At 70.0% G+C, this 26,666-nt stretch carries 19 protein-coding genes; 5 read left to right on the forward strand and 14 right to left on the reverse strand.

Annotated elements, in window-relative coordinates:
* Positions 1-236: 236 nt before the first annotated feature.
* Entirely contained in the window at positions 237-5,405 is a 5,169-nt protein-coding gene (locus J2851_RS33270) for a RecQ family ATP-dependent DNA helicase (protein WP_209772637.1), read from the forward strand.
* Positions 5,406-5,511: 106 nt separating this feature from the next.
* Here J2851_RS33270 and J2851_RS33275 read toward each other — a convergent pair whose 3' ends face one another.
* The 9 genes from J2851_RS33275 to J2851_RS33315 form a co-directional block, all read right to left on the reverse strand.
* On the reverse strand, positions 5,512-6,207 hold the full coding sequence (locus tag J2851_RS33275) for a hypothetical protein (RefSeq protein ID WP_209772640.1): 696 nt from the start codon (positions 6,205-6,207) through the stop codon (positions 5,512-5,514).
* On the reverse strand, positions 6,204-9,275 hold the full coding sequence (locus tag J2851_RS33280; RefSeq protein WP_209772643.1) for an HsdM family class I SAM-dependent methyltransferase: 3,072 nt from the start codon (positions 9,273-9,275) through the stop codon (positions 6,204-6,206). The genes J2851_RS33275 and J2851_RS33280 overlap by 4 nt, the downstream gene beginning before the upstream one ends.
* Positions 9,272-9,592, reverse strand: a complete 321-nt coding sequence (locus tag J2851_RS33285; RefSeq protein WP_209772647.1) for a hypothetical protein — start codon at positions 9,590-9,592, stop codon at positions 9,272-9,274. Before J2851_RS33285 ends, J2851_RS33280 begins: the two co-directional genes overlap by 4 nt.
* A 442-nt stretch (positions 9,593-10,034) precedes the next feature.
* On the reverse strand, positions 10,035-10,973 hold the full coding sequence (locus tag J2851_RS33290) for a DUF2493 domain-containing protein (RefSeq protein ID WP_209772650.1): 939 nt from the start codon (positions 10,971-10,973) through the stop codon (positions 10,035-10,037).
* Between the two features lie 300 nt (positions 10,974-11,273).
* On the reverse strand, positions 11,274-12,299 hold the full coding sequence (locus J2851_RS33295) for a DUF7146 domain-containing protein (protein WP_209772653.1): 1,026 nt from the start codon (positions 12,297-12,299) through the stop codon (positions 11,274-11,276).
* A 12-nt stretch (positions 12,300-12,311) separates the two neighbouring features.
* Positions 12,312-16,685 carry a bifunctional class I SAM-dependent methyltransferase/DEAD/DEAH box helicase gene (locus J2851_RS33300; protein WP_209772656.1) on the reverse strand — a complete coding sequence of 1,458 codons (4,374 nt, stop codon included), beginning with the start codon at positions 16,683-16,685 and terminating at the stop codon, positions 12,312-12,314.
* A gap of 92 nt (positions 16,686-16,777) precedes the next feature.
* Positions 16,778-17,008 (reverse strand): DUF6117 family protein, encoded by a 231-nt coding sequence (locus J2851_RS33305; protein ID WP_209772658.1) that lies wholly within the window; start codon positions 17,006-17,008, stop codon positions 16,778-16,780.
* 71 nt (positions 17,009-17,079) lie between these two features.
* Entirely contained in the window at positions 17,080-17,469 is a 390-nt protein-coding gene (locus tag J2851_RS33310) for a hypothetical protein (RefSeq protein ID WP_209772660.1), read from the reverse strand.
* 61 nt (positions 17,470-17,530) lie between these two features.
* Complete coding sequence (locus J2851_RS33315) at positions 17,531-19,645, reverse strand: ParB/RepB/Spo0J family partition protein (RefSeq protein WP_209772671.1); 2,115 nt, start codon at positions 19,643-19,645, stop codon at positions 17,531-17,533.
* Between the two features lie 208 nt (positions 19,646-19,853).
* On the opposite strand from J2851_RS33315, the gene J2851_RS33320 reads away from it, so the two are divergent.
* A complete protein-coding gene (locus J2851_RS33320; protein ID WP_209772674.1) occupies positions 19,854-20,042 on the forward strand; it encodes a hypothetical protein in 189 nt (62 codons plus the stop codon).
* A gap of 12 nt (positions 20,043-20,054) precedes the next feature.
* Here J2851_RS33320 and J2851_RS33325 read toward each other — a convergent pair whose 3' ends face one another.
* From J2851_RS33325 to J2851_RS33345, 5 genes are all read right to left on the reverse strand, one after another.
* Positions 20,055-20,282 carry a hypothetical protein gene (locus tag J2851_RS33325; protein WP_209772677.1) on the reverse strand — a complete coding sequence of 76 codons (228 nt, stop codon included), beginning with the start codon at positions 20,280-20,282 and terminating at the stop codon, positions 20,055-20,057.
* Positions 20,283-20,364: 82 nt separating this feature from the next.
* Positions 20,365-21,309: a hypothetical protein gene (locus J2851_RS33330; RefSeq protein WP_209772680.1), complete on the reverse strand. Its 945-nt coding sequence runs from the start codon at positions 21,307-21,309 to the stop codon at positions 20,365-20,367.
* Positions 21,309-22,256, reverse strand: a complete 948-nt coding sequence (locus J2851_RS33335; RefSeq protein WP_209772683.1) for an ArdC family protein — start codon at positions 22,254-22,256, stop codon at positions 21,309-21,311. The genes J2851_RS33330 and J2851_RS33335 overlap by 1 nt, the downstream gene beginning before the upstream one ends.
* 179 nt (positions 22,257-22,435) lie before the next feature.
* Positions 22,436-22,795 carry a DUF6915 family protein gene (locus J2851_RS33340; protein WP_209772685.1) on the reverse strand — a complete coding sequence of 120 codons (360 nt, stop codon included), beginning with the start codon at positions 22,793-22,795 and terminating at the stop codon, positions 22,436-22,438.
* Positions 22,796-22,806: 11 nt separating this feature from the next.
* On the reverse strand, positions 22,807-23,310 hold the full coding sequence (locus J2851_RS33345; RefSeq protein WP_246501102.1) for a DUF6878 family protein: 504 nt from the start codon (positions 23,308-23,310) through the stop codon (positions 22,807-22,809).
* A gap of 378 nt (positions 23,311-23,688) precedes the next feature.
* Here J2851_RS33345 and J2851_RS33350 point away from each other — a divergent pair, with 378 nt between their 5' ends.
* The 3 genes from J2851_RS33350 (at position 23,689) to recD2 (ending at position 26,659) form a co-directional block, all read left to right on the forward strand.
* Positions 23,689-24,507: a GIY-YIG nuclease family protein gene (locus J2851_RS33350; RefSeq protein WP_209772688.1), complete on the forward strand. Its 819-nt coding sequence runs from the start codon at positions 23,689-23,691 to the stop codon at positions 24,505-24,507.
* Positions 24,507-24,710 (forward strand): hypothetical protein, encoded by a 204-nt coding sequence (locus tag J2851_RS33355; protein WP_209772691.1) that lies wholly within the window; start codon positions 24,507-24,509, stop codon positions 24,708-24,710. Before J2851_RS33350 ends, J2851_RS33355 begins: the two co-directional genes overlap by 1 nt.
* A gap of 197 nt (positions 24,711-24,907) precedes the next feature.
* Positions 24,908-26,659, forward strand: a complete 1,752-nt coding sequence (recD2, locus tag J2851_RS33360; protein WP_209772694.1) for an SF1B family DNA helicase RecD2 — start codon at positions 24,908-24,910, stop codon at positions 26,657-26,659.
* Positions 26,660-26,666 lie beyond the last annotated feature (7 nt).

A 26,666-nucleotide genomic window follows, 5' to 3' on the forward strand; every position in this document is an offset into this window, starting at 1 on the left:
ATCCGGCAGTTCGTTTTCACAGGCCGCCGGTTTCCCGTAAATCCATCATTCCGGGTATCCGGATCGCCGCCGAAAAGACAAAGCGGAAAAACGTCGTTGTGGTTGTGCATCCGCACGCTGTAGAAGTTTTCGCGACGGTTGCATCGCCTTTGAAGTGAACTTCCTCCTTGCTGTCCCAAGCTCTCGACGCGCTCCTCAGGAAACGGCAATCCCGCGCCCCGCTGTCCGATGCGAGCGTGGACACCTATCTGGCAAAGACGCTGTTCATCGACGTCGAAGCCGACCGTGGCGGGCGCCTGAATGCGGTCGGTGCGGTGCTGGACGACCGGATCTTCCGATGGGAGAAGCGTGGTTCCAGGTCCTTCGCCTCCGCTGGACTGGACGGATTCGTCCGCGGCGCCGAGCGCATCGCCGGCCACAACATCCTGGCGCACGACCTGCCGATCTTGCGCGACGCGTTGCCGGGACTGGCCGCATGGACGTTGCCGGTGGTGGACACACTGGTGCTCTCACCGCTGGCCTTCCCGGCCAACCCCTATCACCGGCTGATCAAGGGCTACAAGCTCGAGAAGGATGCGGTGAACGATCCGGTCGCCGACGCCCGGCTGTGCCGGGCGGTGCTGCGCGACGAGATCGATGCCTTTGTCCGCTTGGTGCGGCAGACGCCGGACGCTGCCGCGTTCCACCGCTTCGCGCTGTCTGGCCCAGGCCATAGCGGCATGGCCGACCTGTTCGGCCTGTGCGGCGCCCCCCTGCCGCCGACGGCATTCGCGGCCTTCACGCTGTGGATGCAGTGCGCGACGGCACGCGTGTGCACGGCCGCGTCCGCCCGCCTCGCTGCGGCCGAGTTGGAACCGTCCGTGGCGCGCCTCGCCTTCGCCCACGCGCTGGCGTGGCTCGGCGTGGCAGGCGGCGCCTCGGTTTTGCCCGCCTGGGTGCGCCATCAGCACCCGGCGGTCAGGGCGCTGCTGCACAACCTGCGCGATACGCCGTGCGATGCCCCCTCGTGCGCGTGGTGCCGCACCGCCTTCAGCGCGACGCATTGGCTGCGGGAGACCTTCGGGTTCGACGTCTTCCGGCCCAAGCCGGCCGCGCCCGACGGCGGGAGCCTGCAACAACGCATCGTCGAGGCCGGCCTCGCCGGGCGGCCGGCGCTGGCGGTGCTGCCCACCGGCGGCGGCAAGTCGCTGTGCTTCCAGGTGCCGGCCCTGGCCCGCCACCAGCGCACCGGGGCGTTGACCGTGGTGGTGTCGCCGCTGCAGGCGCTGATGAAGGACCAGGTGGACAATTTCCGCAGCAAGACCGGCCGGCCAGCGGCGGCGGCCGCGCTCTACGGAGCGCTCACCCTGCCGGAGCGGGGCGCGGTGATGGACCGCGTGCGTCAGGGCGACGTCGCGCTCCTCTATGTGTCCCCCGAACAGCTGCGCAACCCGTCGGTCGTCCGCACCATCGAGCAGCGGGAGATCGGCGCCTGGGTGTTCGACGAGGCGCACTGCCTGTCCAAGTGGGGCCACGATTTCCGCCCCGACTATCTCTACACCGCACGTTTCATCGCCGAACTGGCCGAACGCCAGGGCACGCCGCCGCCGCCCGTCACCTGCCTGACCGCCACCGCCAAGCACGAGGTCGTCGAGGAGATCCGCAGCCATATCCGTGACCGGCTCGGGCAGGAACTCGACCTGTACGCCGGGGGCGCCGAGCGCTCCAACCTGACCTTCACCGTCGAGAGCATCACGCCGGCGGAGAAGGTCGAGCGCATCGCCGCCCTGCTCGAGCAGCATGTCCGGCAGGGCGGAGCGTCGGCCTGCGCCGTGGTCTATGCCGCCACCCGGCGCGGCACCCAAGACCTGCGGGATGCGCTGGCCGGATACGGCTGGCCGGCCGCCGCCTTCCATGCCGGGATGAAGGCCGCCGACAAGGCGGAGGTCCTGGCCGGCTTCATCGGCGGCTCCATCCCCGTGGTGTGCGCCACCAACGCCTTCGGCATGGGCATCGACAAGGACAGCGTGCGGCTGGTGGTGCACGCCGATGTGCCCGGCTCCCTGGAAGCGTACACGCAGGAGGCCGGACGCGCGGGACGGGACGGGCTGCCGGCGACCTGCGTGCTGCTGTTCGATCCCGACGATCTGGAGGACCAGTTTCGCCTCGCCGCCCGGTCGGAGCTGCGGCGGCGCGACATCGGCCAGATCCTGCGGGGCGTGCGGCGGCTGTCGCAGCGGCTGGGGAAGGACGAGGTGGTGGCCACCGCGGGCGAACTGGTGGCCGATCCGGAACTCGACCTCGGCTTCGCGGCCGACGATTCGGACGCCGACACCAAGGTGAAGACGGCGCTGTCCTGGCTGGAGCGCGCCGGGCTGGTCATCCGGTCCGAGAACCGGACCTCCGTCATCACCGCGCGGCCCAAGCCGCTGTCGCTGGAGCAGGCGCGCACCGCCATCGGGCGTCTGGGTCTGCCCGCGGCGACGGTGGCGCAGTGGATGGCCATCTTCCGCACGCTGGTGGCGGTCGCCGCCGATCCCAGCGAAGAGCACCCGCTGACCGTCGACACGCTGGCCGCTCTCGATCCCCTGGCGGCCGACACCGCCGGCCCGCCGCAGGAGGCGACCGCCAAGGTGCTGACGGTGCTGACCGCGATGGCCGGCCACGGCCTGATCGAGAGCGGGACCGTGCTGACCGCACAGGTGCGGCCGTCGGGCGTCAACGCCTCGCGCCGTGTCCTGGCCCAGTTCTCCGCGGCGGCCCGCACCCTGCTGGCGACGCTGCGGGAGGAGGCGCCGGATGGGGAGGAGCTGTGCCTGTCGCTGACGGCGGCCACCCAGCGGCTGCGCGACCGCGGCTGTGCCGAGTGCCAGCCCGAAGTGGTTCTGCGGCTGCTGAAAACGCTGTCCGACACCAACCGTCAGGGCAGCGCGCGCCTGCGTCTCGCCACGGTGGCACGCTGGCGGTACAGCCTGAAGCTGTCGGGAACGTGGCAGGGCCTGGAGGATAGCCTGCGCCGGCAGGAAGCGGTCGCCTCACTGGTGCTCGACCGTCTGCTGGCGACCGGCCGGGCCGCGGACGGCGCGGGCAAGACGGTGGTGCCCTTCGCCATCGAGGAGTTGGCCCAGGCGGTGACCGGTGACCTGACGCTGGCCACCGAGGTGTCCGATCCGGTCGCCGCGGTCCAGGCGGCCCTGCTGATGCTGCACGACTGGAAGGTGATCCTGCTGCAAGGTGGCCTGTCGGTGTTCCGCCAGGGTCTGAGCTTGCGGCTGCCGGAGGCGGCGCGGGGGCGACGCTACACCAACGACGACCATGAACCGCTGGCCCGCCATTACGCCGGCCGCACCTTCCAGATCCACGCCATGGGCGAATACGCCCGTCTGGGGCTCACCAGCCCCGAACGGGCGGCGGCCTTCGCCGCCGATTACTTCGCCCTGCCGGAGGACCGGCTGCTCGCCCGCCACTTTCCGGGCCGGCGCGCCGAACTGGCCCGCCCGGTGTCGGCGGACAGCTACGCCCGCATCGTCACCGACCTCGCCAATCCGGCGCAGCAGGCGATCGTGACCGCCCCGGTCGGGCGCAACCTGCTGGTCCTGGCCGGGCCGGGGTCGGGGAAGACCCGCGTCATCGTCCACCGCTGCGCCTACCTGCTGCGGGTGCTGCGGGTGCCGGCGCAGGCGATCCTGGTGCTGTGCTACAACCACGCGGCCGCCCTGTCGATCCGCCGGCGGCTGCGCGCCCTGATCGGCGACGAGGCCGGGTGGATCGACGCCTACACCTATCACGCGCTGGCCATGCGTCTGGTCGGGGCGAGCATTGCCGAGCGCCTGGAGCACCGGCCGGACAGCGCGCCCGCCGATCCCTTCTCCGGGGTGATCGGCGATGCCACGGCACTTCTGCGCGGGGAAAGCGCCTTTCCGGGCCTCGACGCCGAGGACGTGCGGGAGCGGCTGCTGGCGCGCTACCGCTACATCCTGATCGACGAATACCAGGACATCGACGAGGAGCAGTACGACCTCGTCTCCGCCATCGCCGGCCGCCAGGAGAAGGACGCCGAAGCGCGGATCGCGCTGATGGCCGTCGGGGACGACGACCAGGCGGTGTACGGCTTCCGCCACGCCGACGTCGCGTTCATCCGCCGGTATCAGGCCGACTACGCGGCGGAGGTTCACCATCTGGTGGAGAACTACCGCTCCACCGCCGCCGTGATCGCCGCGTCGAACACGTTGATCCGGCACAACACCGACCGGATGAAGACCGAGCACCCCATCCGCATCGACCGGGCGCGGGCCGAGGCCCCGGCGGGCGAACCCGTGCGGGTCCTGGAGGTGGGGACCATCGCGCATCAGATCGGTACGGCGCTGGACGTCATCGAGCGGCGGCGGGCTCGACATTCCGGCACGTCGTGGAGCGACTTCGCCGTGCTGGCGCGTCAACGCCACGTTCTGGCGCCGTTCCACGCGTTGTGCGACCACGCCGGCATTCCCTGCGATCCCGCCTACGACACCACGTCCGACCGGTTTCCTCTGCACCGGCTGCGCGAGGTGGTGACCTTCCTCGACCGACTGAAGCGGGCGACCGCACGGGTCGACGGGGCATGGCTGCAGGCGCAGTTGGCCGCCCTGCGCCAGGAGATGGGCGCCTCGCCCTGGTGGACGCTGGTGGAGCAACTGCTCGGCGGCTGGGCGACGACGAGCGCCGGGCGGGCGGCGGAACCGGAAGCGGTGCGCGAGGCCCTGTATGAAGGGCTGTCCCAGCTGCGCCGCGAACGCTCGACCGGCGCCGGCATCCACATCGGGACGCTGCACGGCGCAAAGGGGCTGGAGTTCCGGCACGTCATCCTCCTCGACGGGGGATGGGACGGACGGTCATCGGACAGGGCTCCCGCGGAAAGCAACGAGGAGGAGCGACGGCTGTTCTACGTCGGCATGACGCGGGCGCGTGAGACGTTGTGTCTGATGCGCCGTGCGGATGTGAGGAATCCGCATCTGCCGCTGCTCGACGGCGTCGGCCGCGTTGCTTGCGCCGACACCGGGCGCGCCGACCACGGAGTGCTCCGCCGCCAGCGCACCGTGCTCGGGCTCGGCGACCTGCACATCGACTTTGCCGGCCGCCAGCCGGCAACGGCGCCCGTTCACCGGGTGATGGCGGCCCTGCGGCCGGGCGACGCGGTGACCTTGCGGGCGGCACGCTCGCCGACGGACCGGGTGTCGGTGCTGAGCGCTGACGGCACGGTGATTGCGCGTCTTTCGGAAGCGGCCAGCCGGCACTGGTCCTATCTGATCTCCGCGGTTGAGCAGGTCCGTATGCATGCCGTGGTTCGCCGGCATCGGAAGGACTGCACAGAGGCTTGGCGGGGCCAGCTCAAGACTGAAAGCTGGGAGCTCCCGGTGATTGAAGTTTGGACGCATTCTGTCCGTTAACATCGCTTTGCAGGAACGCCCTCATTTCTGGCATCCAGATCGGTGATCTTCCGCGATGCGCCAAAATCGGCCATTCAGGACGGCCACAGCGATCACGTAAGCTGCCCTAGGCGAAATCGAGAACTGAGTGCAGCACCGTAACCGGCTCAAGTTCAAGCGCGGTGCGCGGGTGATCGGAGACGAGAGCCGACCGGCCACGCGCCACCTGAATATGGCCGCTGCGGGTTGCCGAGGCCCCCGATGACAGAGAAGTGGCAAGCGCTGGAATCCACGTCGAGGGCTGCGTATAGGCGTAACCCAGCATCCCGGCCGCGAACTCACGCGAGTAAGGTGGAGACCTGTCGAGAAAGCACCCGATGCCATCGGCGGCCATATAGCGGCCGGCAATGTCCGCAGCAGCGCGAAGTGGTTTTGCCTCCACGACAAATTCGGCGGCGAACCCGGCTTCAAACTTCTTCTCAAAGCGAAAGTCCGCCTTGGATTTGCGGATACCATGACGCTCATCTCCGGGCGTCGGACTTTCGTAGCTGACTTGGATACGATCGCGATTGCTATCGATCGGCGCTTCGTTCCGCAGCCGACGCATCCGATCGCCGAGGCCTGAGGTTATCTCCGGCTCGGTCGGGACGGGCTTCACGCAGCCTCCCAAGAACGAGTTCCATTCCGAAGCCTCACGCAAGAGTGCATGCCCGTCGTCGATTAAATCCAGCGCGTCGGCGATGAAATCCGCCCAGAGGTCGGCCTCCTGCGGTGTCAGACCACGGTCGACCAGCCATTCTTCCAGGGAGATCGTGGCCGTCATACCGCCTCTTTGCTGTTATAGCCCGACATCGCCGCAGCCGTGACAAGATCTGCGTCCGCAAAGGCTCGATCCAGCGTCCAGTGCATGCGCTCGCGTGGCTTGAGCAGAACGCTTGCCATCATCTGGCGCGAATGCCAGAGGTAGCGGCTTTGCGTCAGCGTGCTGGCGCCTTGTGTGGCGTAGGCTTCAGCGGCGGCGCGGGCGAGTTGGTCCGAGTAACCCCCTGCCGTGGTAGCTTTGCCTTTATATTCCACAACTGCGGCCAAGAGGTCATCTGCAACCGGAACCGCGCTCACTGCGTAGCGCTGGCGCCCGGCATCCAGCTCGTGCAGCATGACGGCGAGATAGGCATTGATCTCGTTTGTGTCGCTGGGTCGCATCGCGTCGGTCGGCGTCCCACCATCGGTAAAAGCCTCTCGGAACGTCGTGAATTCCTCTACGAGATCACGGTAGAGCGGTGGGAGGCCCAATCGCTCGCACACGAGGACCTCACGCTCTGGATTGGTGAGGTTCAAGAGCGCAGGCCAATCGTTCGCATCCACATCGCCGAAGGGCCAGGGAAGCTCGAGAACGGCGGATAGCTCCGTGTTGGCCCGGTCAATGGTCATCCGCCGGCTGTTGACGAAGCATAGATATCGGAACATCCGGGTCGACATGTACCGCGCGAGGGCTTCGAGGAACATGCGGTGCCGCGCTGGCAGCGGCGCTCCGGCAAATTTGGGGAAGCATCCGACAATAAAGAAGCTGGTCGCGACACACTGTTCGACGAACTGTGCCGTCTCGCAGCTCCTCGGCATGAGCACGACATTGCCCATCAGGAACGGAAGCGAGTGCGGGTGGGCCTTTCCCAGTTCGGAAGACGGTAGCGGGACGGCGCTGGTATCCGGCACCAAGGAGCGGTCCAGCCCTAATTGGCGTCGCCAGAAAGTTGGTTGTCGCGGATCGCTGCTGAGCACAAAACGCTTGTCGAGATTCTGATCGACCTCGATCTTAAATTGCAGGCCGATCGCCTGATCGAGGTGCCGTAGCGAGCGCAGCCGGCCGGAAACGATCTGACGATCAAGCTTGGTCAAGACCCGGCGATCGACGGGCGAGCAGGTGAAGAGCCGCCGCCAGCCGGCGTCGCTCAGCCCGACGACGTCCTGCCAGAGCACTTGCGTCCAGTCGTGGAGAAGGGTCCAGAGCCGTCCACTCCGACTGGCCGGTTGGGTCGAGCGGACGGGACGATAGAGCCAGAACCGATGGCCTGACTGGGGAACAGCCTTGCGCAGCAGAATCACGGCGGTCGCTTGGCGCGCGCCGCGCTTGGACTTGCTCTCCACGGCTCCGGCCGTTCGCGCCGCCGAGCGACGAAACAGAACATAGCGAAGATGGGCAAGATCGGCGATGCCGATCAACTCAGAGTTGTTTCGCAGAGCCTGTGTGAACTTGTCCGAATAGACGTTGACCAAGCTCTTCTGCGGGAGTAGGAAGCCGAGCACGCCATCTTCACCGAGGTGGTCATGATAAGCCTTCCACAGGAATAGCTCGGCCGCCTGCTTGTCACCAATCGGCGCGCGTGATCGTTTCAGATAGTCCTCGGCTTCAGGGCTGCGTAGGTTCTTCAATTGGACCCACGGCGGGTTGCCGACGACCACATCACAGCGGATTCCCTCGGAAGCGTCCGAGAAGAAGTCTCCAGCCCTAATGTTGGCTTTGCGATCGGAATCACCCTTCAGCATCGGCGGGAATAGCCGTGGACGGCCGACGAGGACAGGCCAGCGCGTATAGTCCGCCGCCTCCTTCGGATCGACATAATCGAGCATCGTCAGGTAGAGGCTGAAGGCGGCCACATGGCATGCGGTTGGGTTCAGCTCGACACCAAAGATGTTGTCGGTCATCAACCTGTGGAGGTCGTCGAGTGGTAGGCGCGTCTCGCCGCTGGGTAGCGAGGCCTCCACGATCCGCCGGTATGCACCAACGAGAAACACTCCCGATCCGGTGGCTGGATCAAGTACACGCGTCGCCGAATCCAGAGCCGTTTGGTCTTCCAGACGATCCAGCGTGTAATCCGCTAGAAACGGGGGGGTGTAGAATGCCCCGTAGCGCTTGCCTGCCTCCTTATCCTCGTTTCTGAGGAACATCTCGTAGATCGCAGAAAGCGTCTCGGTGCGAATGGTAGCAAAATCGTAGTCAAGGAAGCTGAGCTGCAAGACATCCTGGGAGCCCAACTCCGCGCGATGCCGCAAAACCCGCCGCAGTAAATTCAGATGCGTGGCATCATAGGCATCAGCATAGGCTGATGGCATCGGGAAGATGCTGCCATTGAAGATCTCATCGAGGCGCCGAAACAACATCTTGGTATCTTCTAGCGACCAATCGTGGTTTTCATCCAGACTGATCCCCGTCAGTTTCCAGTCTGCAAGGCGCTCCTTGGTGATGAAGCGCCGATCGACGAGAAAATAGAAGTAGAGGAGCCGGGCAATGAGTGCGTTGATTACCGGCGGCTCGATTGCCCGACGCGATGGTGTCGCGTTTGAGAATGCGATCGATAGGTTCGCGAGCGATCGCAATAGCCGTTCATCGACGAACTCGTCGGCCGTGCGAGCCTCGTCACGCCATGCGAGAGAGCTTCGTAGCGTCTTGGCGAGCAGCGGCTTCAGCGCTGGGTGCTGAACGAGCCCATCCGGATCATTTGAAGCCACAAGAGGGATCTCGAAGGCATGTCGAGCCCAGTCCGTGGAGGAGAATGCAAAGCCCTGGCAAATCCATACGTGGTCAGCGGATACAGCAAGCAGATAAGGAGCAAGACCTTGGCTCCAGACGCTGCGATGCACCTGCTGGGCCTGCTCAGAATTCGCGACTTCAGCAATATATACGAGGGGTGTAAATCGTGCGCGGTCTGGGCCAAGCAGCGCGCCTTCCCGCCCTGTCCAGAGGCCGAATGCGGCCCGCACGTGCATGAGTTGCGCCGCGAGCCGAAGTGCATGGCGGTGATTCGGCTGTTGGGCGAATGCGTCGGCGCGGATGTAGCCGGGATCGCCGTCATACCCGAGAAGACTGGCGAGCTTGTCGAGCAGTCCGCTCATCGTGCTGCTCCGCCGATGGCCTGTGGCGCAAACGGAAGAGGTGCTTGCGACTGCTCCACCACACTGGAAAACGCCGCCGTCCATAGCCGGTTGACGATCGGTTCACAGGGAATAACGATGGCCGGCCGTTCGCGACTGAGCTGATCGGCATCGACCAACTCCACCTTTTCGGCCGTTACGATCACGAATGTTGAACGCAGGCTGTTGGGCCGCTGCTGCGCACATAGGGCGAACAGTTCGTCCCAGCGATCGGCCAAACCCGCGATGCCAACATTCAACGTGCTCACGGCCGCAGACACCACGGCGAGCGCGATCATTTCGCCCGCCGAAAAGCGAGCTTTCTTGCCGGACTTTGCCGACAGCCTCGGCACAACCTTCCGCCAATGCCGCCACGCCTCAGGGGAGACCCCCGCAAAGCTCCTGGCTTGCTCGCCGGTATACTGTATGGTGTGAGGTGCCATTTTTCATGGGGCTAACAACAGGGAAAATTGTTATATAGGACAAATTTTGCTCTGCCAACAGCTTTAGCGATACAAGGGTTTTCAGGTGCCAATTTCGGTGCTGTCACGCCTGAAAGCTGCGTGGCGCAAGACCGCTTTCCAATCCAACTCCCCCCTGAAGCTGCCGGCCCGCTCCTGCCGCTGAACCGCCGTACAAACACGGCGGCTCCTGGCGCATAGCCGCTGATCCGGCTGTCCAGGATAACGGATTTACGGAAAGCCGGCGATCCGCCGAAGCAGATCGCCGGAATGGCGGCGCTCAGGCGTCGCCGGCGCCGTCGCCGAAGCGCCAGACCGGGATGCCGAGGCGCCGAGCCTTGTCGGCAAGGTTGGCGGCGATGCCGGACCCGGGAAAGGCGACGATGCCGATCGGCAGCGCCTCCAGCAGCCGGTCGTTGCGCTTGAAGGGGGCCGCCTTGGCGTGGCGCGCCCAGTCGGGGCGGAACAGCACCTGCGTCACCTTGCGGTGCTCGGCCCAGCAGGCGGCAATCCGTTCCGCCCCCTTCGGACTGCCGCCGTGCAGCAGCACCATGCCGGGGTGCTTGGCGCGCACCTTGTCGAGCACCGCCCAGATGCGGTGGTGGTCGTTGCACTCGACCCCGCCGGTGAAGGCGATGCGCGGGCCGGCCGGCAGGAGCGGCTCGGTCTCGGTCCGCCGCTTGGCGGCGAGGAAGTCGCGGCTGTCGATCAGCGACGCCGTCAGGGTGCGGTGGCTGATCAGCGAGCCGGCCCGGGGCCGCCAGCCGGAGCCGGTGTGGACCTCGAACAGCTCGGCGGCCTGGTCGCGGAAGGCCTCCATGGCAATGCGGCGCTCGATCAGCGTCAGCCCTTCGGCCAGCAGCCGTTCCAGCTCGACCGAGCGGATTTCCGAGCCGTCCTGTTCGCGCTGGCTGCGCTTCTGGGCGTCCTCGTTGTCGTCGAGTTCGCGCTGCACGCGGTCGGCGGCGCGGTGGAACAGGTTGACGGTGGACCACAGCAGGTCGGCCAGGTCGGGTTCGAGGCGGGTGTCCGTCAGGGTGGAGACCAGGGCGTCGAAGACGTCGGCCAGCGCGGCGCGGATGGCGGTCTCGTCGGGCAGTGGGCGGGGATCGGGATCGTCCTCGAAGGGCCGGTGGCCGTAGAGCTGGAGTTCGGTCAGGGCGTGGTCGGTGGGGGAGGAGGCGTGGCGGAGCCCGGCAGCGTCGCGGTCGGTGATCATGGCGGTTGCCCTTCGGCTGGAGGATCGGCCGCGCCCATCGCGGCCTTCGTGGCGATCCCCCAGCGGCGGGCGGGGCGGGTCCGCACCCTCTTGGGCCGCAGCGTCAGCGCAGGACGGCGGGGGGCGGCTTTCTTGTCCCGCGAGGAAGGCCGGCCTGGCCGGCCGGGGAAGAAAGTTGCTCCCCGCCGTTGCGGAGCCGGCCCGGCTGCCGCCCGATCGCCCGCTGGAAGGCCGTGGCCGCGGTCTCCCGCCGGCTGGACCGGCATCCGCCCGTTCCGACCGGCGCCCGTCCGCCAAGGCTCAGGCTCCCCATGACCGATCACGGCCGGCCCAGAAGCGCGCCACATCCTCCGGGGCGAGCTGGGCCCGCAGGTGCGCCCGCAGCGCCGCCTGCCCGAACGCCAACAGGTCGTCGTTGAGGTCGCCCAGCACCGGTGCCAGGACCAGCGCCTCGATGCCGAGGGACTCGGCGCGGCGCCCCAGGCGCTCGGCCGCCCGGCGTCCGGCGGCGTCGTTGTCGCGGGCGACGTAGAGGCGGCGGAGCGTCGGCGGCAGGCACAGGGCGGCGAGGTGGCCGGCCGACAGTGCGGCGACCATGGGCACGGCCGGCAGGACGGTGCGCAGCGCCAGCATGGTCTCGACGCCCTCCCCCGCCGCCAGGACGTCGCGGGCCACGCCGAAGCGGACGCCGTTGCCGAGCAGGTGGCCCAGCGCGCGGCGCGGTGACGACATCGCCGCCTTACCGCGGCCGGACGAGGCGAGCCAGGTGCGTTGCACGCCGGTGACGCGGCCGTCCAGACCGGTGACCGCGGCGATCAGCGCCGGTCCCTGGGCGAGCCGGTCATCGGCGTTGCGGTACCAGCAGCGCGGCTGGAAGCGCAGGGAGCCGTCTTTCCGGACATCCGGAATGCCGCGGTTGCGCAGATATGTGTCGGCCAGCGTGCCGGCGAGCGGCCGGGAGCGGGCGAACAGGCGGCGGGCGGCCTCCGGCGATCCGATGGGGGCTGGAGGCTCCCACCGTGGCTCCGGCGGCGCCCGCGGCGAACCGAGAAAGACACGGGCCTCGTCGAGCACCGCAACCAGCCGATCGAGACCGCGGTTAAGCCCGATGAGGTCGAGCAGGTCACCGTGCTCGCCGGTGGCAGCGTCGGCCCATCTACCGATAGCACCCCCATGCAGCCGGACGTAGAGGCTCTCCCCCGGCGTGCCGTGAACGTCACCGACCCGCCAGTAACGCCCCTCCCGCCGCCCGTGCGGCAGGTAATGGCGGCACACCGCCTCGGCCTCCCGCGCGAGGCGCTGCGCCATCTCCGACGCAACGGACATGGCGCCGGCCCGTCACGGCCCCGTCCGGTCGACAACACGGAGCAGGGGGTGGCGGGCCAGCAGGGCGGCGAACACCGCCGGCCCGCGCTCGCCCACCGGCACGAACAGACGCAACGTCCAGGCGATGATCTCGGACATCAGCCCCAGCGCCTTCAGCCGCTCCACCATGCCCTCGGTGAAGCCGGACAACTCGAACCGGTGGGCGCCCATCACGGTGACCCGGCGCAGCCGCAGCCCGTCGGCCAGATGCAGCACCGCCCGCCCCTCCAGCACCGAGGCCCAGGCCTGCTCCGCCGACGGCACCGGCACGGCACCGGCGCCGGCACCGAAATTGCGCTCGACCTCGGCCAGGGCGTCCGGCGCCACCACCCGGCCGATGACCCGTTCGCCGTCGTCGGTCTGCAACCGCACCACCCGCAGGTTCGTGTCCGGCAGATGCCGCCACACCGGCAGCAGCAGCCCGGTCACCAGATGCAGGGTGCTGGTCGAGAACTCCGGCACTACGGCGACCTCCGTTTCCCAGGCGGCGGCGAAGGCCTCCGGCTCGGCTGGGCGCCAGTGGCTCTGCGCCAGCTCGGCCACCGTTACGGTCAGGCGCTCCATCGGCCGCAGCAGCCGCACCCGGCGCTCCACCGTGCCGTCGTCCAGCATCAGCCCGGCGGCGGGCACCGCCACCGCCGCCCGGCCTGAGCGGGCATTCACCAGCAGCCGCGCCTGCGGTCCGGTCCCTTTCTCCAGCGCCTCCTCCAGGCCCAGCGGCCGGTTGCGGTCGCGCCGGGCGAGCGTGAACAGCCGGGTCTCCGCCCCCGTCGCCGGGTGGGTGTAAAGCGTTCGCCGGTTCGTCACCGTGAAACTGTCGGCCACCAGCGTCTCGACGCCGCGGTCGTAGGTGCCCGAGGCGATGGCCCCCTCGATCTTCGCGGCAAGCAACTGCTCGAACACGGTGAACAGCGTGTTCTGCAAGCCGATGGTCAGGGCCAGCAGCCGGTTGAGGAAGGTGGTGATCGGCGGCAGCTCCTCACGCAGGCCGCCGTCGCGGTCACACAGCGCCAAGCCGGTCGCCGCCTCGAACGCGCCCAGCGAACAGCCCTCGACCTTGCCGGCGTGGAGCAGGCCGTAGAGCTGGCGCAGGGCGGCACGGGCGTAGATGGATTCGAGGTTGTCGTCGGCGCGGAACAGGCCCTGCCCGCCGGTCTGGCGCTGGCCGCGGGTGATGGCGCCCAGCGTGTCGAGCCGGCGGGCGATGGTCGAGAGGAAGCGCTTCTCCGCCCGCACGTCGGTGGCGACCGGGCGGAACAGCGGCGGCTGCGCCTGGTTGGTGCGGTTGGAGCGGCCCAGCCCCTGGATGGCGGCGTCGGCCTTCCAGCCCGCCTCCAGCAGGTAGTGCACCCGCAGCCGCTGGTTCTTCGCCCCGAGATCGGCGTGGTAGCTGCGGCCGGTGCCGCCGGCGTCGGAGAAGACCAGGATGCGCTTCTCGTCGTCGAGGAAGGCCTGGGTCTCGGCGAGGTTGGCCAAGTTGGGGCGGCTTTCCACCGCCAGCCGGTCGTCCCCGCCGGGACCGGTCTTGCGGACGATGCGCCGCGAGCGGCCGGTGACCTCGGCCACCATGTCGGCGCCGAAGCGCTGGACGATCTGGTCGAGCGCCCCCGGCACCGGCTCCAGGGCGGCCAGACGCTCGATCAGGCGGTCGCGCCGCTCCACCGCCTCGCGGCACGGCACCGGCTGACCGTCCCGCCACACCGGCCGGGAGGACAGATTGCCGTCGGCGTCGGTGAAGGGTTCGTGCAGCTGGGTCGGGAACGAGTGGGCGAGGTACTCGAGGACGAGCTCACGCGGCGTGACGTCGATCGACAAATCACCCCACTCCTCGGTGGGGATGTCGGACAGACGGCGTTCCATCAGCGCCTCGCCGGTGGAGACGAGCTGCACCACCACGGCGTGGTCGGCGGCAAGGTCGCGCTCGATGGACTTGAGCACGGTCGGCGTTTTCATGGCAGAAATCAGATGGTTGAAAAATCTTTGCTTGGCGCCCTCGAAAGCGGAGCGGGCGGCGGCCTTGGCGGCGCGGTTCAGGGTGCCGCCGGCCCCGGTGACGTTGGCCGCCTCCAGCGCCGCGGTCAGGTTGGCATGAATGATGGCGAAGGCCGCGGCATAGGCGTCGTAGATGGCGACCTGCCCCGGCGTCAGCCGGTGCTCGACCATCTCGTAGCGGACCCCCTCGAAGGACAGCGAGCGGGCGGCGTAGAGGCCGAGGGCCTTGAGGTCGCGGGCCAGCACCTCCATGGCGGCCACACCGCCGGCCTCGATGGCCTGGACGAACTCGGCGCGGGTGGCGAAGGGGAAGTCCGCGCCGCCCCACAGGCCGAGGCGCTGGGCGTAGGCGAGGTTGTGCACGGTGGTGGCGCCGGTGGCCGAGACGTAGAGCACGCGGGCGTCCGGCAGGGCGTGCTGGAGGCGCAGGCCGGCCCGGCCCTGCTGGGAGGGGGTGACGGGACCGCCGTCGCGGCCGAAGCCGGCGGTTCCACCGGCATTGCGCAACGCGTGGGACTCGTCGAAGACGATGACCCCGTCGAACTCCCGGCCCAGCCAGTCGACGATCTGCTGGACGCGCGGCACGGCCCCTTCGCCGCCGTCGCCGCGCAGGGTGGCGTAGGTCGTAAAGACGATGCCGCGCTCCAGGGTGATCGGCGTTCCGGGACGGAAGCGCGACAGCGGGGTGACCAGCAGAGGCTCCTGGCCAAGCGCCGACCAGTCGCGCCGGGCGTCCTCGATCAGGGTGTCGGACTTCGAGACCCAGAGCGCGCGCTGGCGGCCCTTCAACCAGTTGTCGAGCAGGATGCCGGCGACCTGCCGGCCCTTGCCGGCGCCGGTGCCGTCGCCGAGGAACCAGCCGCGGCGGAAGCGCACCGCGTCCTTGGCATCGTCCGGCGCGGCCGAGACCACATCGAAGGTCTCATCCACGGTCCAGCTGCCGGCGAGGTGGCCGGCGTGCGCCTCGCCGGCCAGGATGACGCTCTCCAGCTGGGCGTCGGAGAGCACGCCATCGGTGACCAGGGCGGCGGGCAGGTGCGGGCGGTAGCGGGGCTTGGGCGGGGCGACCGCGGCCATGGCGGCGGACTGGACCAGCGGCGTCGGGTGCGGCCGGGCGCCGGGGATGGCGATGGATTGCAGCGCGTAGGGCTCGTAGAGCGCGGCGGTGAGGCGGGCCCCCGCCTCCGATGTCCAGTCGCGCGGCTCGTATTCCAACTCGGCGACCGCCGGGCCGGACGCTGGCGTGCACACCATCGGCACAGCCGCCGCCCGGCGCACGGGTCGTGCCACCATGGCGCGGACCAGCACCGGCAACGGAGCCGCAGCCGACGCGGAAACGGAAGCACGGGGCGGCACGCCGCGCCGGACCCACTCCAACAACGTGGCGGCATCGGGGGCCGTGCCCGGCGAGGCCGGGAAGACCGCCGGGTCCTCCGCCGGCACACGGTCGATGATGGTCAGCCGGGTGTCCACCGAGGTGCCGTGGCGGGCGTAGACCGTCCCGTCGATGGCGGCGGAGAAGACGACGCGGCCCCGCTCCTGCAGGCGGACGAAAGCATTCCGCCATGCCGGATGCTCGGGCGCCAGCCCGGCGCCGGTGACGGCGACGAGGCGCCCGCCCTCGGCCAGCCGGGCCAGGGCCGAAACGAGGTGGCGGAGGGCGGCGTCGGCCACCCGGCCGTCCACCGCCGCCAGCGCCGAGAAGGGCGGGTTCATCAACACCACCGTCGGCCGGATGGTGGGGTCGAGATGGTCGTGGATGGCGGCGGCATCGAAGCGAGCCACCGGGACGCCGGGAAACAGGCGCTCCAGCAGGCCGGCGCGGGTGTCGGCCAGTTCGTTGAGGACAAGAGGTGCCCCCGCCTGTTCGGCAAAGACGGCGAGCAGACCGGTGCCGGCGGAGGGCTCCAGCACCCGGTCGGCCGGGGTGAGGGCGGCGGCGGCAGCCACCACGCCGGCCAGCGGCAGCGGGGTGGAGAACTGCTGCCGGGCCTGGCTCTCCTCGGAGCGGCGGGTCTGGCTGGGCAGCAGCCCCGCCAGCCGCTCCAGCATGGCCAGGAACGCCGCCGGGCTGGCGGCACGGGCCAGCATGGCCGGGCCAAAGCGGCGCAGGAACAGCACCTGCACCGCTTCGCCGGCGTCGTAGGCCAGCTTCCAGCTCCAGGCGCCTTCGGCGTCAGAGCCGCCGAACGCCGCGGTCATCGCGGCGCGCAGCGTGCCGGCGTCGATGGCCCGGCCGCGTTCGAGGCCGGGCAGCAGCCGCTCCGCGGCGGCGAGCAGGGCCGCCGCGGTGTCCACCGGGGTCGGAGGACAGGGGGCGGCGGCATCGGTTCGGAGATCGGCGGTCAGGGTCATGGCGGAGGATCCGGGAGAGCGGGGAGACCAGCGGCCGGCGGACGCTCTCTCGATCCGCTCCGGCTCACCCCGGCCCCCGCCCTCCTCGCCCTCTACCCGCCGCCGGGATCGAACGGCGGGTGGTAAAGCTCATAGGGGTCAGCGTCGGCGAGGTGCCCGAAGGGGGTGAGCACCACCTCGCCACCGCGTTGCGCGACAGCGCACAGAATGAAGCGGGTCTCGCCGGTGTGGGCGTCGGTGCCCTGCACCAACGCCAAGTCGCCGGCCGCCGCGGCGCGCAGCAGCGTCTCGAAATTCGCCTTCACGAAGTCGGGGATCGGCATGGCGGTTCTCCATAAGACAGGAGCCCGGCGCGGCGGCCGGGCTCGACAAGGGACAAGGTGAGGGGTACGGATCACGCAAGGCAGCCAAGGCGGCTTTCGGCCGCACGGATGGCGGCCAGCGCCGCCCGGAACCGCGCGGCGCCATGCTCCTCGCCGAGATCGGCGCTCAAAGCCACGGCCCGGCAGGCGGCGTGGATGTCGGCGTCACCGACCATCTCCGGCGCCAGCCGGGTCAGCGTGTTGTCGGTCTCGATCACGGTGCGGATTTCCTCCCGAACCTCCTCCTCGGCCAAGCGCAGCAGGACGTGCTCCCGCTGCGTCCCCCAATCCGGAAGGGCGGCTTCACCGTAGGCCGGGATCACGACGAAGGCGGCCTCGGCGGTGATCACGAGGACCGGGACGCCGCCGACGAGAACGGCGGCCGGCAGACGCACGACCATGGTGACGAAGGGCTCGGTCATGACGAACCTCCAGCAACGGGGACGGAGGCGGAGCGGCCGGAGCCGCTCCGCGGCGTGCGCGTCAGGCAGCGGCCGCCTCGGTGCGGTCTGCGTCGTCCCCGGCGTTTGGGAGCTCCTCGTCGCCAGCCAGGAAGGCCGGCAGGGAGGCGCCGTCCCCCTCCGCATCGCCCTCCACGCCGGCATCGCCGCCGGTCGGCTCCAGCGGGCGGCGCAGCGGCTCGGGCAGCCAGCCGCTGCCGGCCAGCAGCCGTTCGGCCTCCTTGGCCATGTCCGGCTTGCGCAGGTGGTCGATCAGCTGCGCCGCCTCAGGCCCACGCGCCTCGCGCACCGCCTCCAGGATGCGCGCCTTCGGCACCCGGCCGAGGTAGCTGTCCACCGTCGCCGTCCAGCCGGCCGCCGCCATGTCGAGGCCGACCGCCCCGGCCAGCAGGTCGGCGTGGGCGGCGCGCTGCGGCGCCCGGTTCCACGGCTCGTGCACCGCGTTGACGCCGAAGGAGACGCAGTGGGCGAACAGGGCGGCCCGGCTGTCGCCGTCGAACCCCACCAGTGCCTCCCACAGGGCCTCGGGCTCGCTCGGCAGCTGGGTGCTCCAGGCGCGCTGGCGGGCGTCGATCGCCCGGGCCGCGGCGCTGGCGGCGAGGTCGGGCGGCTGCACCCCGAAGCCGGCGCTCTTCAGCTCCAGCTCCAGGCACGACGCGCCGGGGCGCTGGGTGAAGGTGCGCAGGCACAGCGCGTGCAGCGCCGCCAGGAAGGCGGTGTCGGGGTCGTTGGCCAGCGCGTCGCGCAGGGCGAGCGTGCGGTGCACGCTCAGCTCGATCAGCAGCCGCTCGGGCAAGGGCCGCAGCCCCTCGTCGTCCTCCGACGCCGCCGGCCCGGTGACCGGCACCGGAGCCGACACGCTGGCACCGCCGGCAATGGCGGCCGGCTGGGCGGCCACCGCCCCGCCCCCAGCCGGAACGGCGGACGTCTCTTCACTGCCGGCCGGAACCACCGGCTCGACCGGGGCTTCGTCCTCCGGCCGCACGTAGCCGCGATCCACCTGGAGCCCGCCCTCGACATCGACGCTGACGAACACGCCGGCCCGCGCCACCTCGGCCGTCTCGTAGACCAGCGGCCGCTCCTCCAGCGCCCGCAATTCCATGTCAATCTCGGCCAAGCGCCGCGCCACCGCCTCCAGCTCCTCGGCGTGCGCCGGCTCGCTCCCCTCCAGCCGCTCGTACTCGGCGTGCAGCGCGTCGTAGGTGGCCTGCTCCGCCTCGCTCAACGGCACCGGCTCGCCGGCCAGACGGCGCAGCCCCCGGCTGTGCCCGTAGGGGAAGGCCAGCGCCACCTCCACCCACTTCCAGCCCTCCGTCCGCACCGTGGCGGCCTCGGCCTCCAGCTTCTCCGCCACCAGCCGGTCGAGCAGCGCCGGATCCTGCAGCCAGCCGCCGTCATCGTGCTGGAACAGGTCGCGCATCACCGCCCCGCCGGCCGCCTCGTAGGCCTCCACGCCGACGAACAGCGCCCGCTTGTCCGACGCCCGCACCGCCCCCTCGGTGAGCAGCCGGCGGATCTGGTAGGGCTCGCGGCTGTAGGCGCGCGACAGCGCCTCCCACACCTGCTCCTGGCGGGCGTGGTCGCCGCTGACGGTGAAGGCCATCAAGTGCTCCAACGTCATGCGGTCCTCGGCGTAAGCGTCGAGCAGCGCCGGCGCGACGGCGGCCAGCTTCAGGCGCTGCTTCACCACGCCGGGGGCGACGAAGAAGCGGGCGGCGATCTCCTCCTCGCCCAGCCCCGCCTCGCGCAGGGTCTGGAAGGCACGGAACTGGTCGAGCGGGTGCAGCGGGGCGCGCTGCACGTTCTCGGCCAGCGAGTCCTCCTCGGCGAGGCCGGCGGTGCGCACGACGCAGGGCACCGGCTGGGTCCTGCTCATGCGCTTCTGCTTGACCAGCAGCTCCAGCGCCCGGAAGCGGCGGCCGCCGACCGGCACCTCGAAGACGCCGGTCTCGGCGCCCTCGGCGTCGAGCACCGGGCGGACGGCGAGGCCGTGCAGCAGGGTGCGGCGGGCGATGTCCTCGGCGAGTTCCTCGATGGAGACGCCGGCCTTGACCTTGCGGACGTTGGCCTGGGACAGCACCAGCTTGTTGAAGGGGATGTCGCGCGAGGTGTTGAGGACGATCTTGGGCGTGGCCATATCGAACTTCTCCGCGACGGACGGCCGGGAGCCTTTCTCCCAACCTCCTCATCCGTCGTCCGATCCCCACTGCCCTTTCCCTTTAAGCCGGGCGCGGCTCCGCAACCGGCCTGCGGCTTCCTTGTTGCCCGAACGGCCGCTTGCCGGGGAGCACTGCCATGCGCATCATCCCGCCCGGGGCAGCAGAAGCCTTTGGGGAGGGTAAGCATTGTTCGTGGTGGACGAGGCGATGGCCACGGCGGTGCGCCGGGCTTTCGACGAACGAGGCGAATGGCCGGCGGTGGCGGAACTGCGGCGCCACGTGTGCATCGACGACAACGACGAGGCCCTGCGGGTGGTGCGGACCATCGCCTCGTGGCGCCGCTCTCCGGAGGCGTCCGGGAGGCCACCCGCCTGAACGCCCGGTCCGTCACCGCGCCGTCATGACGGATCGCCTCACCCGCGCCGTGCACCGGCGATCGGGGATGCGGGCGTCGTCATAGGGGCTGTCCTCCGATCGCCGCAGGGCGATCCTGCGCGCCTCGGCGCGGCCGGCCGCTTCGACCGGGCAGGTCTCGATCCCGTACACCGCACCGGCGTTCGAGAACACGATCTCGACCACGAAACGGGACGCGGCCGGTTGTTTCACAGGGGTCATCACACATCCTCCGGCAAGGGCTGCGTCGGGAAGGGAGGTGGGGCCGGCTTCGGGTGGTTCTCGTTCCCTCCGGAACCAGGAGCTACACACCGCACAGGCCCTCGCATTCGTTGGGCCAGAGATCGAGCTGTCCGCGGTCGGCGTCGGTGGTCAGGTCCGCCTCGTCGAGCGGCACGGCGGAGCGATGGAGATAGACCTCGCCGCGGATGCCGCGAAAACCGGTGCGGATGGCCCGGTCCACCACCACGGCGTCGACCCAGGCGTCGGGATCGCCGTCGCGCAGCCGCCGCCAGTGGGCGTCGGAGTGGAAGGGGCAGCCGATGCAGGCGCTGCGGGGCGGCTCCGGATAGCCGTGCCGGGTCAGCCAGAGCAGGCAGTCACGCCGTGTCATCCGCCGCTCGACCAGCGGCCAGCGGTTGACCTGCCAGCCCTCGACCGACGGCTTCATGCGCGCCGCCTCGTCCAGCGAGATGCCTATCCACTGCTCCACCGCCGGAACCGTGGGCGAGCGCCGGCCGGCGATCCCGGCCAGTTCGCGCACCTTGCGACGGATCGGCACCACCTTGTAGTCGCCGGTGCACTGTCTGCGGATCATGCCGATGGTGACGCGGCCGGCCGGCAGGACGCGCGTGCCGACGACGACCGTCCCGCCCTGGCCGTCCTCGCCGACGAGCGGGACCACGGTCCCGGGCGGGATGACCGTGCGGGTGTAGGCGGGGATGGACGCCCGGCGTTGTCCCCGCACCCCGGCCTGAAGGTCGGCCCGGAGGTCGCCGGCCGAGACGACGTGGACCGGAAAGGGCAGCACGCCCGGCGCCATCAGCCAGGCGAGGTGGCGATAGACCGCCTCCGGCTCCCAACCGGTGTCGGCGAAGACGGCGCAGTGGGGCATCGGGCCGACGGCGCCGTGCGCCGCCATCAGGGCCAGGGTGGTGGACTGGACGCCGGCGCCGAGGCTGAGGACGCGCAGCCGGATTGCCTCCGCCGCCGGCTCGGGCGGCGGGCACCATAAGGAGAGCGCGCCCATCACACGGTCTCCCGCTCGTCACCGGCCACGGGGACGGTTTCGGGCAGGAAGCCGAGGAGATAGTCGGCCGCCTTGCTGGCCTGACTGGCGGCGCGGACGATGGCGTGATCGTCCCCACGCAGCACGTCCAACCACGCCCCAACGTAATCGGCGTGGCGGACGGTGGGGACGATGCCGAGCGCCGCGCAGAGATAGGCGGCTGAAATTTCGGCAATCAGCTCCTCGAAGGCGTACTTGCGGGAGCCGAAGGACCCGGACAGGTCGCGGTTCAACCTTGAAGCGTGTCCAGTCGCGTGAGATCCCTCATGGAGAGCCGTTCTGTGCCAGTTCACGGGCTCGAAGAAGGCCTGCGGAGGTGGCAGCTGCACGTAATCGTGCTGGGGGCTGTAGAAGGCCCGGGTACCGCCGATGCGGAACTCGATGCCGCTGGCGCGAATCAGCGCCTCGGCCCGCGGCAGGATCAGCCCCTCCGGGATCGGCGGCGGCGCCACGGCGATGCCCTCGGGCAGGCCGTCGCACTGCTCGGTGTTGAAGACGCTGAAGCGCTTCAGGAAGGGGATCGCCTGGGGCTCGTCCCCGGTGTCCCGTGCCCGTCGACGCTCGTCGTCGGGAATAAAACGGTCGGCGTAGACGACGGTGGTGCCGCGCTCGCCCTTGCGGACGTGGCCGCCCAGAGCCAAAGCCTGACGGAACGTCAGCCAGCCCTGGCCGGAGAAGCCGCGGGCGACGACGGCGCCCCACAGGATGAGCACGTTCACGCCGGAGTAGGCGCGGCCGGTGGCGGCGTTGCGCGGCAGGCCGAGCGGGGCGGCGGCGGCCGGGGTTCCCCAGGGCTGCACCCAGGGCAGCCGGCCGGCTTCCAGCTCGGCGATGATGCGGGCGGTGATCTCGGCGTAGAGGCTGGTCCGGTCGGAACCGGAGCGGCCGGTTGGCGCGGTGTCGGGCATGGCGGGTCTCCGCGACGGGCTGGCCGGAAGCCTGTCCTCCAGCCCTCAAGCCCGTCGCGAACACCGCCTCGGCCCTCTCCCTCTTGGTGCGCCCGCCTCCTGCCGGCCGACAGGATGGCCAAACAAAAAATGGCCCGGCGTTGATGCCGGGCCGGTCGAGATGGAAAGGGGACAGGCCGTCAGCCGCCGTCGCCGGGATCGACGCCGTGGGGCAAGGGCTGGGCCCGCCCCATCCAGGGTTCCGGCCGGATGCAGCGCACCCAGTCGGCAAAGCCGGGGATGAAGCCGAGGTCCTCGCGGACGTGTTGCTCCCCGATCAGCCGCACCGGCACGACGCGGCCGGTGGACAGCGTCAGCGTGACGCCGTACAGCGTCTCCAGCAGGAAGATGCCCTCGGCGTGATGGCGCAGGGCCCGGTGGCGGAAATCAGCGGTTATGGCTTTCGAGCCGTCGATCCACTGGTGCAGGGCCATGTACTCGTCCGCCGTCCCTCCCCAGGTGCGTGCCGACGACAGGGCATGATGATACGCGTGTGCCATGGCGGCCTCCCTTAGAAGTCATGCTCGTAGTAGTCGTTGGCGGTATAGCGCTCGTTGTATTCCAGGCGGACCGCCCGCCCGGCAACGTCGAGGACGAGGACGCCGAACGCGCCGTCACCGTCTTCCCAGCCGTCGTGGGTGGCGGCGAGGAGGTCGTAGGTCAGCGCCTCGACGGCCTCGCCCAGCGGCAGGGGCCGCCGCTCCAGGGCCGAACCGTCCCAGAGCGGGGTGACGATCTCGGCGGTGCCGTCGGGCAGCGGCATCTCGGTCTCGCCGGCCTGGGCGTGGATGGCCTCGATCTGGCCGGAATCGCCATAGCCGTCGAAGGTGACGGTGACGATGGAGAGCCCCGCCGCGGCCAGCGCCGCCAGGACGGCGTCCTTGTTGAGGATGCGGGCCTCGGCGACGAGGCGGCCGTGCGCCTCGGCCCGGGCCTGCCACAAGGCCGGCTCGGCTTCGGCCGGTGGTGCGGCGGGCACCCCGCCGATGGTCTCGTCGTGGTTGGAAGCGCACATGTCCGGTCTCCGCGACGGGCCGGCCGGAAGCCTGTCTCCCAGCCCCCAAGCCCGTCGCAAACGCCGCCTCGGCCCTCTCCCTCCCCGTCCCACGCCTTCCGGCAGGACGGACGGCCAGACAAAGGCCCGGCTCTGACGCCGGGCCGTTCGTGGTATGGAGTGGAAGAACCCTCAGCCGTCGGTGACGGGATCGATACCGGGAGGAGGGGGGGCGGGCCCGGCCCATCCAGAAGACCGGCCGAATGCAGCGCATCCGGTCGGTGAAGCTGGAGACGAAGGAAGTCATCGCGGAAGCGGCCTTCCCCGATCGAGGACGAAACCGGCGGTCTCCCGTTGACGCCTCACGGCAGCCACGCTGAAGTGGCGGTGATGATGTCCATGCAGGCTTCCCAGTTCCACCGCACGGCGGAAGCGGTCCCTTCCGTCGCCGGCGCCTATGTTCTGCTCGTCAGGCTGGCGGAGGCGATGGACGTCGCCCTGCCCGGCCGGGCCAAGGCCATTCTGCCGCCGGGGCGGTACCTGTACTGCGGCAGCGCCCGCGGCCCGGGTGGCCTGCGTGCCCGCGTCGGCCGTCACATGCGCCGGGACAAGAGCCTTCGCTGGCACATCGACCACCTGACCACGGCGGGTACCGTGACCGGCTGCTGGGTTTTTCCCGCCGGCGACGAATGCGCGCTGGTCGAACGCTTCGCCGCCCTGCCGGTCCCGATCCCGGGGTTCGGCAGCAGCGACTGCACCGTTTGCCGAAGCCATCTCCTGGCGTGGCCCGATGGCGTCGCGCTACCCTTCGGCGTACCGGACGTTTCCCCGGCCGCCGCTGGACCGGACGTCGCCCGGGTGCTATCGGTCGCGGCCATGACCGATACCGTGGACTTCACCGCCGCCGAACGCGACCTGATCCGCCGCGAGTTCATGAGCCGCTGGTCGGAACCGCCGCGGCTGGCGGACGGTATCCTTCTGAAGCGGTGGGCGACCGGCCCGCGGAAAGGCGAACCGAAACTCACGGCCACCGTTCAGAGCCTGCTGGAGCGCGGGCTGGTGACGATCGCCGAAACGGATCGGGGGTTTCCCCGCGCCCATTTCACCGCGGCGGGCTACGCCGCGCTGCGGGCTATGGCGGCCAGCCCGCGGCATCTCCCACCGGAGCGCTATGGCCATCTCATCGACGAGCTCGCGCCCCGGCCGGAGGACCGCTGATGTTCGGGCGTCCGGCACACGTCGCGGTCGGCGACCGCTTCACCAAGGTCGGCCAGCCGTCGCGGGTGTTCATCGTGATGGCTCTGGACGACCGTCCCGGTCGGCCGCCGCACGCGTTCGTGTCCGCGGCACCGAACGGTGGAGACCGCCGGCTGATCGCGGTCTCCGCGCTCACCGATGCGACCCTGTTCAGACGACTGTGAAAAGGGTGAGCACGGCACTGTTCGCACCGCGAGCGATGCAGCCAGCCAGGGCACCTGGACAGCCGGCACCCCGCTGAAGACGCGGAGCTTGTGCCGGATCGTCTTCCCCATCTCAGGGGAGACCATGGCGAAGCTCCGCATGCCTCGCGGTCGGGACCGGGTGACAGCACATCGCCGCTGCTCCATGCTCAAGGGCCATGCCGAAGCCGACGCCCTCCGATTCGACCCGTTCTGCCGCCGAGGACCGCGAGCCGCTGTCCGGGCTGGTGGAGCGCGTCACCTACCACAACCCCGAGAACGGCTACTGCGTGCTGCGGGTCAAGGTGCGCGGCCACAAGGACCTCGTCACCCTGGTCGGGCACGCTGCCTCCATCTCCCCCGGCGAATACATCCAGGCGTCGGGCCGCTGGGAGCAGCACCGCGAGCACGGCCCGCAGTTCCGCGCCGCCTTCCTGCGCGCCGCCCCGCCGACCACCCTGGAGGGCATCGAGAAGTACCTCGGCTCCGGCCTGATCAAGGGCATCGGCCCGGTCTATGGCCGCAAGCTGGCCCGCGCCTTCGGCGAGGCGGTGTTCGACGTCATCGAGACCCAGCCGCAGCGCCTGATCGAGGTGCCCGGCATCGGGCCGAAGCGCATCGCCAAGATCACCCGTGCCTGGGCCGAGCAGAAGATCGTGCGGGAGATCATGGTCTTCCTGCAAAGCCACGGCGTCGGAACGTCGCGCGCCGTGCGCATCTTCAAGACCTACGGGGCCGACGCCATCCCGCTGGTGACCGAGAACCCCTACCGGCTGGCCCGCGACATCCGTGGCATCGGCTTCCGCACCGCCGACACCATTGCCGAACGCCTGGGCATTCCCAAGGACTCGATGATCCGGGCCCGGGCCGGCGTCTCTTACGCCCTGCTGGAGGCGGTGTCGAACGGCCACTGCGGCCTACCCGAGGACGAACTGCTGACGCTGGCCGGGGAACTGCTGGACATCCCGCAGCCGACGCTGGCCGAGGCGGTGCGGCTGGAGATCGCCGAGGGCAGCGTCGTCGCCGACACGGTGAAGGAGCGGCGCTGCATCTTCCTCATGCACCTGTGGCACGCCGAGCGCGAGATCGCCGACCGGCTGACAGCCCTGGTGGACGGCGACCCCTCCTGGGGGGTGATCGACGCCGGCAAGGCCATTCCCTGGGCGGAGGGGAAGCTTGGCATCGCCCTGGCCGCCAGCCAGAAGGAGGCGGTGGCCAAGGCGCTGGCCTCCAAGGTGCTGGTGGTGACCGGCGGCCCCGGCGTCGGCAAGACCACCCTGGTGCGCTCGATCCTGACGATCCTCACCGCCAAGGGCGTGCGCGTGGCGCTTTGCGCGCCGACCGGACGGGCGGCCAAGCGACTGTCAGAAACCACCGGCCTGGAGGCCAGGACCGTCCACCGGCTGCTGGAAACCGACCCGGCCAACGGCGGTTTCCGGCGCGGTGCCGAGGCCCCGCTGGAGTGCGACCTGCTGGTGGTGGACGAGACCTCGATGGTCGACGTCCCCTTGATGGCGGCGCTGCTGCGCGCCCTGCCCCGCACGGCGGCGGCGCTGCTGGTCGGCGACGTCGACCAGTTGCCCTCGGTCGGCGCCGGGCAGGTGCTGGCCGACGTCATCGGCTCCGGTGCCGTTCCAGTGGCGCGGCTGAGCGAGATCTTCCGGCAGGCGGCGGAAAGCCGCATCGTCATCAACGCTCACCGGGTGAACGCCGGGCGCATGCCCGACCTGGAGGTGCCGGCGGAGGGCGGCAGCGACTTCTACTTCGTCGCCGCCGATGATCCGGAGGACGGCGCCCGCAAGGTGGTGGAGATCGTGCGCGAGCGCATCCCCCGCCGCTTCGGTGCACAGTCCGGTGAAAATGAACAGGCTGTCCGGTCGAAACTGAACAGCGCGTACGGCGGTAATCGAACAGGCCGTACGGCAGCATGAACACCCT

The sequence above is a fragment of the Azospirillum rugosum genome (assembly GCF_017876155.1).
GTDB lineage: Bacteria > Pseudomonadota > Alphaproteobacteria > Azospirillales > Azospirillaceae > Azospirillum > Azospirillum rugosum.